Below are 14334 nucleotides of genomic sequence, written 5' to 3' on the forward strand. Positions count from 1 at the left end.
TATTCAGTTTCTTGTCAGGCTTTCAGTGCGTGGCGCCGGCAGCGGCGTCCGCGGGAATCGGCGTGATCGTCGTGATGTGCAAGCCGCATTCCTTCGTATCGCGCGACTCCCACCACCAGCGGCCCGCGCGGCTGTCCTCGCCGGGACGGATCGCCCGCGTACACGGCTCGCAGCCGATGCTCGGGTAGCCGCGCGCATGCAGCGGATTCACCGGCACGTCAAACGCCTCGAGGTACGCCCACACGTCGCTTTCCGTCCAGTCGGCGAGCGGGTTGTACTTCGCGATCCCGCGCGCTTCGTCCTGCTCTTCCTCGTGCAGCTCGGCACGCGTGACCGACTGCTCGCGGCGCTGGCCCGTGATCCATGCGCCGACGTCCGCGAGCGCGCGATTCAGCGGCTCGACCTTGCGGATGTGGCAGCACGACTTGCGCAGCTCGACGCTCTCGTAGAACGCGTTCAGGCCGTGCTCGGCGACGTACTGGTCGACCGCGTCCTGCTGCGGATGGAACTGCTCGATCTCGTAGCCGTAGCGCTCGCGCACGCGGTCGATCATGCCGAGCGTTTCCGCGTGCAGGCGGCCCGTGTTCAGCGAGAAGATGCCGATCCGCACGCCCTTCGACAGGATCGCATGCGTCAGCAGCATGTCTTCCGCCGCGAGGCTGCTCGCGAACTTCACCTTCTCGTGACGGGCACCGATCTGCGCGAGCAGCGCGTCGAGGCGCTCGACCTTCGCGGCGAGTTCCGGCGTCAGCGCGGTAGCGGTCGCGGTGCTCATGCGCTCACCTTCGCGTCGGGCGTCGCGCCGCGGCGGCGGAACAGCGGTTCGGGCTGGTCGAACGCGCCCTGGTAACGCTGCGTGAATTCCGTGAACGCATTCAGCGCGTCGTGGATGTCCTTGTCGGCGCGCACCGCGTATGCGTCGAAGCCGCAACGCGACATGTACAGCAACTGGTCGCGCAGCACATCGCCGATCGCGCGCAGTTCGCCCGTCCAGCCGTGGCGCTCGCGCAGCAGGCGCGCGATGCTGTAGCCGCGGCCGTCCGCGAAGCGCGGGAACTCGACGGCGATCAGCGAAATCGCGCCGAAATCGGCCACGAGATCGGCCGGCTCGCTGTCCGGTGCGAGCCATACGCCGAGCTCGTCCTTCGTCTTCGCGGCGACGAGCGCCGCGCGCTCGGCCTGCCACAATGCGAACGGCACCAGCACCTTGCCGGCCGGCAACGCGTCGACCGCGGGCAGTGCGCCGTCTTCCGCCGCGCGCACGACCTGCCATGCATCGTCGATCACTGCGCGGTTCTTGATAATCGAAGCCATCTGCTTATTCCTTCTACCCGGTTGGTTACGCGTTCACTGCCTGGCGCGCCGCATACACGCGCTCCTTGAACGGCGCGATGCCGATGCGGTCGTACGTGTCGACGAAGCGCTCGCCGTCGACGCGCGATTCGACGAACGTGTCGATCAGCTTCGCGATCACGTCGGGCACTTCCTCCGCCGAGAACGACGGCCCGATCACGCGGCCGAGGCGCGCGCCGTTCCGGCCCGTGCCCTGCTCGCCGCCGAGCGACACCTGGTACCACTCGGCGCCGTCCTTGTCGACGCCGAGGATGCCGATGTTGCCGACGTGGTGGTGACCGCACGAGTTCATGCAACCGGAAATGTTCAACGACAGGTCGCCGAGGTCGTACACATAGTCGAGATCGTCGAAACGCTGCTGGATCGCCAGCGCGATCGGGATCGACTTCGCGTTCGCGAGCGAGCAGAAGTCGCCGCCCGGGCACGCGATGATGTCGGTCAGCAGGCCGATGTTCGGCGTCGCGAAACCGGCTGCCTTCGCCTTTTCCCACACCGCGAACAGGTCGCGCTTCTTCACGTTCGCGAGAATCAGGTTCTGCTCGTGCGACACGCGCAGCTCGCCGAACGAGTAAGCGTCGGCCCAGTCGGCCACCAGATCCATCTGCTGGTCGGTCGCGTCGCCCGGCGCGATACGGTGATCCTTCAGCGACAGCGTGACGGCGGCATAGCCTGACACCTTGTGCGGGGCGACGTTACGCTCGACCCAGCGCGCGAACGCCTTGTTCTCGAGCAGGTGCTGTTCGAACGATGCGTCGGTGTCGGCCAGCTTCTCGTAGACGGGCGGCTGGAAGTACTGCGACACGCGGTCGACTTCCGCCTGCGTGAGCGTCGACGGGCCGTCCTTCAGGTGCTGCCACTCTTCCTCGACCTGCTGCGCGAACTTCGCGGGCGACAGCGCCTTCACGAGGATCTTGATGCGCGCCTTGTACAGGTTGTCGCGGCGGCCGTAACGGTTGTACACGCGCAGCACGGCTTCGCAGTAGGTAAGCAGGTGCTGCCACGGCAGGTCTTCCTTGATCACCGCGCCGATGATCGGCGTCCGGCCGAGGCCGCCGCCCGCGAGGATGCTCGCGACCACTTCGCCCTGCGCGTTCTTCTTCAGGTACACGCCGAGGTCGTGGATCTGCACGGCCGCGCGGTCGTCCTTCGAGCCCGACACCGCGATCTTGAACTTGCGCGGCAGCCAGGCGAATTCGGGATGGAACGTCGACCACTGGCGCAGGATTTCCGACCACGGACGCGGATCGATCTCTTCGTCCTGCGCGACGCCGGCGAACTGGTCGGCCGTGATGTTGCGGATGCAGTTGCCCGACGTCTGGATGCCGTGCATCTGCACCGACGCGAGCTTCGCGAGGATCTCGGGCGTTTCTTCCAGCTTGATCCAGTTGAACTGGATGTTCGAGCGGGTCGAGAAGTGACCGTAGCCGCGGTCGTGTTCGCGGGCAATGCGCGCCAGCATCCGGAGCTGGTCGCTGCGCAGGTTGCCGTACGGAATCGCGATGCGGTGCATGTACGCGTGGCGCTGCATGTAGAGGCCGTTCTGCAGGCGCAGCGGACGGAACTCGTCTTCGCTCAACTCGCCCGACAGCCGGCGGCGCACCTGATCGCGGTACTGCGCGACACGCTCGTCGACGATCGTCTGGTCGTATTGGTCGTACTGATACATTCGGGGACCCCAGGGTTTTCGTGGTGACCGCGCGACGTCCTAGCCACGTCGCGCCCGAATCTCCGTTCCGCCGCTATCGCCGGCCTTCCGCTGCCCGGCTGGATTGCTAATGACGAAAACAGATATCCATATTTGAAAAACTCCGGTGAATCGTAATAAACTCGCCTTATATTTCAAACGACTAAAAAATTCTGTTGATATGCGGAAGGGTTATAAATGAACCTGCACCAATTTCGCTTCGTGCGCGAGGCCGTCCGGCAGAATTTCAACCTCACCGAGGCCGCCAAGGCGCTCTACACGTCGCAACCGGGGGTATCGAAGGCGATCATCGAGCTCGAGGACGAGCTGGGCGTGGAGATCTTCACGCGGCACGGCAAGCGCGTGCGCTCGCTCACCGAGCCGGGCCGGATCATCCTCGCGTCGGTCGAGCGGATTCTCCAGGAGGTTGAAAGCCTTAAAAGGGTCGGGAAGGATTATGCCGCGCAGGATCAGGGCAACCTGACCATCGCCGCGACCCACACGCAGGCCCGCTACTCGCTGCCGGCCGCGATCGCCGAGTTCAAGAAGCGCTTCCCGAAGGTCCACCTGTCGATCCTGCAGGGCAGCCCGACGCAGGTGGCCGAGATGGTGATCCACGACCAGGCCGATCTCGCGATCGCGACCGAGGCGATCTCCGATTACAAGGAACTCGTGTCGCTGCCCTGCTTCCAGTGGCACCACGCGGCCGTCGTGCCGGCCGACCATCCGCTGCTCGAACGCAAGCCGGTCACGCTCGACGATCTCGCGCAGTACCCGCTGATCACGTACGACGATGCGTTCGCGGGCCGCAAGAAGATCAACCATGCGTTCGCGCTGCGCGGGCTGTCGCCGGACATCGTGCTCGAGGCGATCGACGCCGACGTGATCAAGACCTACGTCGAGCTCGGCCTCGGCGTCGGCATCATGGCCGACATCGCGTTCAACCCCGAGCGCGACCGCGGCCTGCGGCTGATCCCGGTCGGCCACCTGTTCGGCAGCAACGTGACGCGCGTCGCGCTCAAGCAGGGCGCCTACCTGCGCAGCTATGTGTATACGCTGGTCGAACTGCTGTCGCCGACGCTGAACCGCAAGCTGATCGAGCAGGCGCTCAAGGGCGAATCCGAATCGTACGAACTCTGAGCGGCGTGTATAAACACGGGGGCGCACATCGCGCCCCTTTTTGCTGTCCGACGGAGAATTCCGCATGACGCTTCCCGCCCTGTTGCGCCGCGCCACTGCCGGCGCCCTCGTGCTGGCCTGCGCCGCCGCGCATGCCGACCTGAAGGTCGGCGTCGACCTGTCGTCGACCGGCCCGGCCGCCGCGATCGGCATCACGAGCAAGAACGCGATCCTGATGTGGCCGAAGACGATCGCCGGGCAGCCCGTGCAGGTAACGGTGCTCGACGACGCATCCGACCCGGGCACCGCGGTGCGCAACATCCGCAAGCTGGTCGACGAGGATCATGTCGACGTCGTGGTCGGGCCGAACATCACGCCGGCCGCGCTCGCGGCGCTCGACGCGGTGGCCGCCGGGCAGACGCCGATGATCACGCTGGTCGGCTCGGGCGCGATCGTCGAGCCGCAGGAAGGCGCGCGGACCTGGGCGTTCAAGATGGCGCAGAGCGACCGCGCGATGGCCGACGTGATGACGCGCCATATGGCGAACCACGGCGTGAAGACGGTCGGCTTCATCGGCTTCGCGGACAGCTACGGCGACAGCTGGCTGAACGAGTTCACGCGCTTCGCGGACCTGCGCAAGATCCGCGTGGTCGCGACCGAGCGCTTCAACCGCACCGACGCGAGCGTCACGGGCCAGGCGCTGAAGCTGATCGCAGCGAAACCCGACGCGATCCTGATCGCGGGCTCGGGCACGCCGGCCGTGCTGCCGCAGCGCACGCTGATCGAGCGCGGCTACAAGGGCCCGGTCTACCAGACGCACGGGATCGCGACACCGGAATTCATCAAGCTCGGCGGCAAGGATGTCGACGGGACGCTGTTCCCGACCCAGCCGGTGGTCGTCGCGCGCACGCTGCCGGCCGATCATCCGGCCCGCAAGGCCGCGCTCGCGTTCGTCGACGCGTACGAAGCGAAGTACGGCGCCGGCACGGTCACGCAGTTCGCGGGCGACGCGGCGGGCGTCTACCCGCGCCTCGCCGACGCGGTCGGCCGCGCGCTGAAGGCCGCGCAGCCCGGCACGCCCGCGTTTCGCGCGGCGCTGCGGCGCGAGCTGGAACGCGCGCACGAGCTCGTCGTGCCGAACGGTGTCGTCAACACGAGCGACAAGGATCATGTGGGACTCGACCAGCGCGCAAGCGTGATGGGGATCGTCAAGCAGGGCCGATTCGTCTACCTCAGTCAGTGACGTGCACGGCCCGCAACCGGGCAGCTTGCCCGGCAGCGGGATTTCGGACATAATCCGCGTTTCGCCGCGCACCATCGCATGCGCGGCCAGGATCAAGCCCAGGTGGTGAAATTGGTAGACGCAGGGGACTCAAAATCCCCCGCCGCAAGGCGTGCCGGTTCGATTCCGGCCCTGGGCACCATCGAATTCCTTCAAAGCCTTATCCAGCAAGGCATCCCGGCAGTTTAGGGCGTGTTTCTGTGGTAACTTCTGTGGTTACCATCCTATGAAGCTACGCCTAGGCGCGCTCACCTTCACCTTGAAGAACAGCTATCTGCGCGGGGACATCTACTATTTCCAGCGCCCCATCCCCCGCGACCTACAGCACCACTACGGCAAGAAAACCGTAAAGATCAACCTCAAGACCTCCGACGTTGGCCAAGCGGCGCACATGATTGACGCCCTCAACAAACGGTACGAGGAAGAGTGGCGGATGCTGCGGGCTGATCCGGAATCGTCCCTGAAAGCCACCAGGAAGCACGCTGAGGCGTTCTTAGCCTCCTGGGGTATCGTTCCAAGCGCGGAGCGGGACGAGACCACGGAGATGGCCGTACAGCTCTTCCACGACCACCTTGAGAAGAAACGCACCGCCCATGCTGCGGGCGATGAACAGGTGTATCGCGAAGCCAGTGGGACGGAATACCTCACGGCAGTGGAGGCAACGGCTGCGCAGATGGTGGCCGGGACCCTAGAGGATTCCCTCAGTGATGCCCTGGAGCTGTACATCAGCCACCACAAGAAACGGGACGATGAGAAGTTCACGGGATTCTCTCGGGCTGCCTTCAAGACCTTGACTGATGTAATTGGCGATAAGCCGATTGCCAAGACCGCACGGGAAGACGCTCGCAGGTACGTTGACCATCAGCTGAGCACCGGCCTTAAGACTGGAACGGTGCGCCGCCGCATCAGCACCATCAGCGCGGTCTTCGCCTCCTACATCCGCGAAAAAGAACTGATGCGGACGAACCCATTTGAGTCCATTCAGATTGCTGGTGAAGGCAAGGACACGAAAGGTAGAGTGCCCTTCACTCCCGGCGAGCTCACCGCTGTACAAACCAAGTGCGTGGAGATGGACGATGACATCCGCTGGTTGGTGGCTCTGCTGTCAGACACAGGCGCGCGCATCGCGGAGGTCACTGGGCTCACGCTAGGTGAGATTGTGCTGGATGGTCCGGTACCGCATATCGTCATCAAGGAGCAGCCTTGGAGGACCATAAAGGGTGGCGCTGGGGGGCCGAGTGAGCGAGAGGTGCCCCTCCTTGGTCATTCTCTTTGGGCAGCCAAGCGGGTGAAGGCATCCGCGAAGCCGGGGCAGAAGTTCGCCTTCCCGCGCTACACCTCCGATGCCAAAGGCTGCAACGCTGACAGCGCATCAGCCACTGTTGCTGGCTGGCTGCGAGCCAACAGGTGGGAGCACACGGCACACGAATTCCGACATACGATGGCTGACCGGCTACGCGACGTTGGCTGCCCTACGGAGGTTCGCCATTCGATTGGCGGATGGGCAACCAAGGGCGAAGCTGCGGGGTACGGTAAGGGGTATAGCCTTCCCATCAAGCGTGAGTGGCTAGGCAAGACGATAGCTCCAAACAGTTCAGATTCGGGGACTACACATGGCTAAAAAGGAATGGCGAGAATTCGAACAGCTAGTGGCCCGGATTCAGCAAGACCTAGCGCCGGATGCGAAGGTGGAGCACGACGTAATGCTTGTGGGAGAGGTGACTGGTGAGCGTCGTCAGGTGGATGTATTGCTAACTCAGAACATTGGCCAGTACACGATGCGGGTCGCCATCGACTGCAACGACTACAAGACCCCGGTGGATGTGAAGGGAGTCGAAGAATTCAGCGGGCTCGTAGACGATATCGGCGTCAACAAGGGGGTGCTAGTCTGCCCCGCAGGTTTCACCGCGACGGCGAAGAAGCGCGCGAAGAGTCTCCGGATAGCCCTGTACCGCCCCTTGGACACCGGAGACCACAAATGGCGCTCAGTCATTGCTCTTCCCGCCGTGTGTGATTTCTTCAGCGCTGGCATCAGCATCTCGATTTCATCTATCGCAGCGAAGCCCTTCCGTATAGGTGAGCATCCCGGCAATATGCGAGTGCTGAGCCCCCAAGGGGATGAGCTACCAACCGCATTCCAAATGGCCATTGAAAAGTGGAATGCTGGGGAGTTTCCGGTGGCCCCGGGCGAGCATCATGACCTCCCCCTCTATGAACACGCAACCGTTCAAGTCTCGAATGGCTACGATGATCTTATCGATGTTCAATTGACAGCTTCGATACTTGTCGAGCGCGTGCGGTACTTCGGCCAAGTAGGTATCAAGCAGCTAAGCGGCTTTGTGGATGAGCACACTGGTCTTGTCCATACGAACGCGTTCACTACCGGCGCTGTCGAGCCGGAAGAAATCCAAAACACGTGGGTTAAGTTGGCCGATGGCGAAGAACCACCCAGAAAACCCATCTTGGCAATACAGGGGCTGGTCGGCTGGGAGTCCCCCTAACTGCCGTCCAGGCCACACGCGAGAACCGGCCCCCTGCTCTAACTGATTCTCTAGGAAATACCATCCCCTAGTGGAGAACGAGTGGACTACGGCTGCTTATCCACTATACCCCGGGGGCTTACGCAAGCCCTCATCCAGTTGCTACCGTGCGCCCCATGACCATCCACCACAGGGGCAGCAATGGAGCACATCATCAAACTCCCTAGCGGACGATTCCAGGCCGGAATTTACTACCAGAGCGGCAAGGTCAAGACTCGGACCCGTGACACCTATGATGAGGCTGAGCAGTGGCTTAAGCTCCACCTTCCGGCCAAGAGCGGGCATACAGCGCGTGGCGCTCGTAGGCAAAAGTCAAAGGGTGATGTCAAATTCATCCCGCCACCAGCGCCACGCCGTGACCTAACCTTACGGGAAGCCATTGAGCGGTATGCCCAAGAGGTGACGCCCTACAAGAAAAGCGCGCACACCGAGACGCACGTAATCAGGAAATGGCTCAAGCATCCCCTAGCGGACCGCCTCTTTTACAGCATCCGAGGTGCGGACTTGACCGCGTATATGAATCAGCGATTGGCACAAGGTCGAGCCATTGCCACCATCCGCACTGAGATTGCGCTGATCTCCCACCTGTACGAAGTAGCCCGTGCTGATTGGGGCTATGAAGACGCCGTGAACCCCAGGAAAGCCATGCGGCGGATGAAGCAGGGAAACGTTAGAGACCGCCGCCTCCGACCGGGAGAGTTCGACAAGATCATGGATTGGTGCGAACGGACCGGAGACCATTGGCTCAAGGCCGCTGTAATCGTTGCGGTAGAAACTGCGATGAGGCGCGGGGAAATATCCACGCTTACGTGGCAGAACCTAGACCTTGATGGCCAGCTTGCGTATCTACCTGACACAAAGAACGGGGAGCCCCGCACGGTCCCCCTATCCAGGGCGGCAGTTGCGGCTCTTCGAACGCTCCCAATGAATCCAGACCGATACGTTTTCGACATCCTCAAGGGGAGCATAGCGAGGCGCTTCAAGAAGGCCCGCATAGCGTGCAACATGGAGGACTTCACATTCCACGACTTCCGGCATGAGGCCGTCTCTCGTCTATTTGAGAGGGGATTCAACATGGTGGAAGCCCAAACCATCAGCGGGCACAAGACGCTTCAGATGCTCAACCGTTACACGCACCTGGACCCTAAGAGCCTGCTGGGACGGCTGGGGTAAGGTGTCCCATTGGGACAGTTTCCGCTGTCCCAAACCGTGCTCATATATGGGACACCTGAAGCCCATCCCACGGGGCTCCGCTAGAACTCGAACACATCCCGCTCCGTGGCCTCTTCAGGACTCAGCCGACGAACATCCAGCGCCTGCCCGGTGGCCTCATGAAAGAACTGTTCGAACGCCTTCAGCACGATGTCCGGCTGAGCCTGCACCACCTTTCCGAACTTGACGGCCATCCCCCTAACCACTCCATCAATAGCTTTCTGCTCCAGGGCTTCAGCGGCCATCTTTTCCACCTCCGTATCGTTGGCCTTCCATTCGGACAGCTTGCGCCACTGCGGCGCACTCTCGCGGATATACCCCACGTCCAGCTCCGCCCCTTCAGTAGCAGCCATGAGCCGCAACCGCTCCCGGACGGCGGACACCTGTTGACTCATGCGGCTCACGGTGGACTTAGGGACGTTGAATCGCTGCTCCAGCTCCCGAGCGCTGCCGGATACCTCACCCGCCAGCAGCATCAGCCAGAATGCCTGATGGCGCTCCGCTTGAGTCATGTTCAGGTGCTCGCGGGAATTGATGTGCAGGGCGAATGCGCGCGCCTCTGCCTCGGTCATTCCCGTGAAGCGCTGCCCCCACACCAGCGCCTTGAGGCTCACCTCAGCCGCCTCATATGCCTCCATACGATGGTGACCGTCAATTACCCACAAGGGGCCATCCGGCTCCGCTGGGTCCTGCCAGTAGACCACGGGGTCTAGTGGGTCTCCCCGCTCCACAACCTCCTTCAATGAGGCGCTGACCGCTGCTGATTCCTGCTTCTTGAGGATGCCGTGGACATACTTGTTGCTGTTGTGGTCCCGCACCTGAAACCGCCCTTCATCCACTTTCAGGCTGCCAAGCGGAACCCGATGGGGGGCCATCAGGAGAGCATGGGTCAGCCCTAGCGGACCTCCCAGCTTCCCTGATTGTTTTGGCTTCTGCGAAGCCGCCAATACATCATCCAATACATACCTCCATGCCATTCGTTGCGCGCGCATCTTTCCTTGAACTTCGGCCGAATCTTGACTAGCCTGCTACCGGCAGGCTACGCAGCGACCGACGTTCACGAAGCGCTCCACGTCGCTGAATACATTCTTCGATGGTCTGGTCGAGCTTGGCCAGGACGGCCGGCTGACTTGCAGCCAGCGCTGCCCTCTCCGCCTCCCGCTTATCCTTCGCTACCTTGCGCGCTCTTTCCCGAGCTCTCTTTTGCTGAGGCGTAAGGGGCTGTTTGGTCAATGCCTTGGTCAGCCTCCCGTCTTTCTTGAGCTGCTTGATTAGCTCCTGACCCGCTGGCGTGACATACAGCACATGGCTCCGGTCCACCTTGACGCTACGGAACCACTCCGCATCTCCAGACCTCCGGGAACGCTGTTGATAATGGCCGACTCTGTGGGTCAGCAGGTCAGCGGCTAGAAGGTCCTTGAAGATGGCCACGCTGTTGAGTCCGCCCAGGCTGCGGACGAACGCGCTAATTTCCGGGAGGTCTGGTGGTGTGGTGTCGCTGGGCGCATCGGCATCGCATGCGGGCGTCTTCGCGGAGGCCATAGGCTGCACCTCGGCCTCTACAGGCCTGCCGCCGTTCGCTAAGCAAGCCTGCTGAGCGGCCAGGGCGTGAGCCTTCGCCTCCGCCAGTTCATCATCCCCCTCCCACGGAAGCAGCCCTGCGTTACTCACGCGCCCTCCTTTGCTTCGCCGCAGTGCTCGATGAAGGCCACGTGTCCCAGTCCCTCCAGCACCGCCAGTTCCTTGGCCAGCTCCTGCCGGTCAAAGCCTGCCAGCGCTAGGAACTCATCCGAGATACCCGCCTGTTCTCCGAACCCGGCCACCTGAAGCTCATCCCAGTGCTTCTCCCAGCCTGGGAAACCCCACGCCCACCGCGCCGCGCCTTCACATTTCGCGATGGCCACGGGTGGGTTACTGCGGATGATTGATGCGAGCTCGAAGGGGCTCTGAGCCTGGATGGCTGTGCCGTCATCGTGGAATACTGCGGCCCCGCCCTTGGTCATAGTCACTACTGCCAGCAGCGGGGCTAGGGCTCCATCGAGAGCCATGAGGGTTTCGTTACGTTGGTTCATAGGTTTCCTGAGGTAGAAAAAGAAAAGCCGCCCTCACCATCACTGGCGGGGCGGCATGGGGTAGACCGGATGAGCATCGCTACTTCGCGGTTCGCTTTGCCTCTGCTAGTCCCTGCTTCCAAGCGGAGACACCGTTGATCATGAGAGAGCGGAGGTTGTTACGGCGAACGTCCTCCCTACGGTTCCCATCCTTGTCCAGGTAGGTCACCTTCAGTGCATCGTTGAAGCCTGCGATGTCCTTCCGGGCGAGCGCGCCGATGGCCTTGTGGAACTGGCCAACGTCCCCGACCTGATACGCCACGTCCGTGAGGGCTGCCTTCTGAGCCTGGTTGATCATCATCCAGAGCCCAGGATTGACAGCTTCCACGGCTTGCTTGGCTCGTTCGGTGTAGCGCGGGAGGGTCACCTCAAGGAGCCGTGCGGCTTGCTCGGGAGTGATCTGCACGGAGCCGTTCTTGATACCGTCGATGGACGTAGCGGGGATACCAGCGCGGCGGAAGTCCTCTGCGATGGTCCCAGCGTTGGCGTTCAGGTTGTAGCCATAGCCGATGTTGTTCCCAGCCTTCGGGTTAGGGTCGGGCGTTGCCTTGAGCACGAGACCTTCGCCCATCGCGGTGAGCGAGGCGGCCAAGCCGGTGGAGTCGAAGGGGTTGATGGCATTGACGGAGTTGACGCCACTGATAAAGTCCTCGGCTTGGGCCACCTGAAGCTTAGAACCTTGGCCCGTCAAGCGGGAACCGGAGAGGCCAGCGAAGGAGGTAGGCATCATGGGGAAGTTGAAGACGTTGTTCAGGGCTCCGTTGAATGCGCCTTCGCGGACCTTCGCAATTTGCCCCCGCATAAGGTCATTGATCTGGTTGAGGTTGTGCGCCTTGGCAAGTACTCCCGCATTATCGATAAGGTCCTGAGTGGTGGCCGTGTGGTCCCGCACAAGCTTTGTGTAGAGCGTCGCCATCGCGGCCTGTTCTTCTCGGGACAGCAGCTTGGTTGCGGCGGTTTCCTGCATGATCTGGTCAAACGTCACGTGCTCCAATCCGTGAACCGGGTTCCCATTGATGAACGCGGTTAGTAAGTATTGACCATTCTTGCTGTAGGCGAGACCGGGGCTAACCTCTTCGCCATACTTCGCGCGCGCCTTCTCCAAGTAGTTCTGGATTGCCTCCTGGGTTTGCTCACTTGCCCTGTTCGGCGGGACCTGTACGTCAATCTTGTTCACCGGGTCATACACGAAGTTGGACTGCACCTGCTGCTGAATCCATGCCTTCGCTTGGTCGGGCGTAGCATTCGGATTGCGCAAGTAATAGTCCCGAAGCTCAAGCTGTGCCCATGTGCTGGTAGCGCCTTCATTCTGCGGAGAGCCGCCAAACATCCGGCCGACTACAGGAATCCGCTGATACCAGTTTGTGGTGAGCCCGGAGACTTCCTTGGTCACTTTTGCCTGCCACTCGGGATCACTGGTGAGCTTTTGCGCCAGCTTTTGCGCCTCAGGGGAGATGGCCCGATACGCGGTCTCATACGCGATTCCGTCCGAGATACCAGTGTCTAGCTGCTTCGTGTACGACCTAAACAGGTCGCTAGATTTTTCATCGAAGTAGAGCGCCTGGATTTGATCAGGAAGGTTCTTGTACAACATAGCTGCAAGACGGAACTGGCTGGAAGGCTGCCCGTCCTTAGCTGGCACGGCGTTTACAGCCCCATCAATCAGCCCCTTCAACTTCGTATTGGCAAGGTCGCTACGTCCGGACTGAGCCGTTGATTGGACAATCGCAGCTACAGCCTGCTGCACTGTTGGGTGCCGCGAGTAGTCCCCGGACTGCATGCCGCTGGCGGCTCCAAGCATTGCCTGCACTGCTGGCTCTTGAATGGCGTCAAGCGCCGTCTGTGCCTCCTTCTTACCGAGTGCCCAGGCTGTCCCGCTACTCACTGCGTACATGGCCTGTACGTTCTGCTGAGCTGCATCAGCGAGGCCCTGGAGTCGGCGATACTCACCCAGGGCTGCGCTTGCGCTCTTGAACTGGTTCAGCGGGCCGATGCGGTTCACGAAGTCATTGATGTCCGGCTGCTTGCCTTGGCTCGCTGCCTCTTCATCCGCTACGGTCCTCTTGAAGAAGTCCGTTTGCTGCGCCTGCTCGATGCGTTGGTTCTGCTCTTCGAGAGCCCGATGCTGGAGCCGCGTGGCCTCTGATTGAATCTTCGGGTTCATCTGCTGGAGCGTCAGGCCCGTGTGCGGGTCCTTGAACTGAGTGAACAGGTCGAACAGCTCAGGACGCCCGCCAGCTTGCGAGGAAAGATTGTTAATCTTGTCCAGCAGCATGTCAGCCATCTCAGGGCGGGTCATCATACCCATCTGACCGCGCATCGGTTCCAGCGTCTGCTGAACGCCGTCCCACATCTGCTGGAGGCTCTTGGTAGGGTCCAGGACACCATCAGCGACAGCGGAGAAGTTGCCGAATGCGGTTTCCTTCAGGCGCTGGAACTGGACCTGAGCGTAATCCTTGCGGACACTATCAGCCGTCGTAGCGACGCTCTTGGAGACCTGATCGACAATCGCCGGGTCCGTGAGGCCAGCCGTATGCTGCGCTACCTGCTCGTGGAGGAACTTCTCCGGATCGAACCCATCCTGGTTCTTCGCCTCTTGGTAGGCGCTCAGGATGTCCGTTTGTACCTGGTTACCAATCTTCAGGCCGACCGCGTTGCGATAGCCCTGAGCGAACGTATCGTTGAACGCGGGGTCCACGCGGGAGTCTGCGGATGGGGGCGGCACCTTGATGCCACCGGTCTGCGCGTCGATGAGCCCAGCGTCACTGAGCTGGCCCGCTGAGGTGCCTGCCTTGAAGGCCTGAGTGGCGTCCTTCTGGTTCTCCAGGTTGACGTACTCCTGGAGTGCGGGATTGAAGGTCTGGAGCCCCGTAAGGAGCCCGTGAAGGGTTGAGTCCTGCTGCGGTGCTGCGTAGGTATCGACAGGCCGCTCTTGAGGCTGAGAGAAGACCTGACGGCCCGTAACGGGAGCCTCAGGGCGGCTGGTGATGGACAGAGGGGAGGTTGGTGATTGCGGCATGGTGGGATGAGGTT

The 14334-nt window shown here is 62.0% G+C and carries 12 protein-coding genes and 1 tRNA gene; 6 read left to right on the forward strand and 7 right to left on the reverse strand.

The window, feature by feature from the left end; translation table 11 throughout:
- Positions 1 to 22: 22 nt before the first annotated feature.
- The 3 genes from CFB43_RS13750 to CFB43_RS13760 are packed head-to-tail and all read right to left on the reverse strand — an operon-like array spanning position 23 to position 3019.
- Positions 23 to 775 carry a phosphoadenylyl-sulfate reductase gene (locus tag CFB43_RS13750; RefSeq protein ID WP_089495448.1) on the reverse strand — a complete coding sequence of 251 codons (753 nt, stop codon included), beginning with the start codon at positions 773 to 775 and terminating at the stop codon, positions 23 to 25.
- Positions 772 to 1314: a DUF934 domain-containing protein gene (locus CFB43_RS13755; RefSeq protein WP_089495449.1), complete on the reverse strand. Its 543-nt coding sequence runs from the start codon at positions 1312 to 1314 to the stop codon at positions 772 to 774. The genes CFB43_RS13750 and CFB43_RS13755 overlap by 4 nt, the downstream gene beginning before the upstream one ends.
- A gap of 25 nt (positions 1315 to 1339) precedes the next feature.
- A complete protein-coding gene (locus tag CFB43_RS13760; protein WP_089495450.1) occupies positions 1340 to 3019 on the reverse strand; it encodes a nitrite/sulfite reductase in 1680 nt (559 codons plus the stop codon).
- Positions 3020 to 3235: 216 nt separating this feature from the next.
- Between CFB43_RS13760 and CFB43_RS13765 the strand changes: the two genes are divergently transcribed.
- The 6 genes from CFB43_RS13765 (at position 3236) to CFB43_RS13790 (ending at position 9151) form a co-directional block, all read left to right on the forward strand.
- Positions 3236 to 4177, forward strand: a complete 942-nt coding sequence (locus tag CFB43_RS13765; RefSeq protein ID WP_027785173.1) for a CysB family HTH-type transcriptional regulator — start codon at positions 3236 to 3238, stop codon at positions 4175 to 4177.
- 64 nt (positions 4178 to 4241) lie between these two features.
- Complete coding sequence (locus CFB43_RS13770) at positions 4242 to 5399, forward strand: ABC transporter substrate-binding protein (protein ID WP_089440826.1); 1158 nt, start codon at positions 4242 to 4244, stop codon at positions 5397 to 5399.
- A gap of 96 nt (positions 5400 to 5495) precedes the next feature.
- Positions 5496 to 5580 (forward strand) — tRNA-Leu (locus CFB43_RS13775).
- A gap of 84 nt (positions 5581 to 5664) precedes the next feature.
- Positions 5665 to 7059, forward strand: coding sequence for a DUF6538 domain-containing protein (locus tag CFB43_RS13780; RefSeq protein WP_089495451.1), 1395 nt, complete (start codon positions 5665 to 5667; stop codon positions 7057 to 7059).
- Complete coding sequence (locus tag CFB43_RS13785) at positions 7052 to 7939, forward strand: restriction endonuclease (RefSeq protein WP_089495452.1); 888 nt, start codon at positions 7052 to 7054, stop codon at positions 7937 to 7939. Before CFB43_RS13780 ends, CFB43_RS13785 begins: the two co-directional genes overlap by 8 nt.
- A 180-nt stretch (positions 7940 to 8119) precedes the next feature.
- A complete protein-coding gene (locus CFB43_RS13790) occupies positions 8120 to 9151 on the forward strand; it encodes an integrase (RefSeq protein ID WP_089495453.1) in 1032 nt (343 codons plus the stop codon).
- Between the two features lie 80 nt (positions 9152 to 9231).
- Here the strand turns inward: CFB43_RS13790 and CFB43_RS13795 are convergent, their stop codons facing one another.
- The 4 genes from CFB43_RS13795 to CFB43_RS13810 all read right to left on the reverse strand — a co-directional run bounded on the left by CFB43_RS13795 (position 9232) and on the right by CFB43_RS13810 (position 14320).
- Complete coding sequence (locus tag CFB43_RS13795; RefSeq protein ID WP_144023058.1) at positions 9232 to 10149, reverse strand: hypothetical protein; 918 nt, start codon at positions 10147 to 10149, stop codon at positions 9232 to 9234.
- Between the two features lie 61 nt (positions 10150 to 10210).
- Positions 10211 to 10861, reverse strand: coding sequence for a hypothetical protein (locus tag CFB43_RS13800; protein ID WP_089495455.1), 651 nt, complete (start codon positions 10859 to 10861; stop codon positions 10211 to 10213).
- Positions 10858 to 11262, reverse strand: coding sequence for a hypothetical protein (locus CFB43_RS13805; protein ID WP_144023060.1), 405 nt, complete (start codon positions 11260 to 11262; stop codon positions 10858 to 10860). Before CFB43_RS13805 ends, CFB43_RS13800 begins: the two co-directional genes overlap by 4 nt.
- 79 nt (positions 11263 to 11341) lie before the next feature.
- Complete coding sequence (locus CFB43_RS13810; protein ID WP_089495457.1) at positions 11342 to 14320, reverse strand: glycoside hydrolase family protein; 2979 nt, start codon at positions 14318 to 14320, stop codon at positions 11342 to 11344.
- Positions 14321 to 14334 lie beyond the last annotated feature (14 nt).

Origin of the sequence: Burkholderia sp. AU15512 (genome assembly GCF_002223325.1) — a bacterium.
Lineage (GTDB): Bacteria > Pseudomonadota > Gammaproteobacteria > Burkholderiales > Burkholderiaceae > Burkholderia.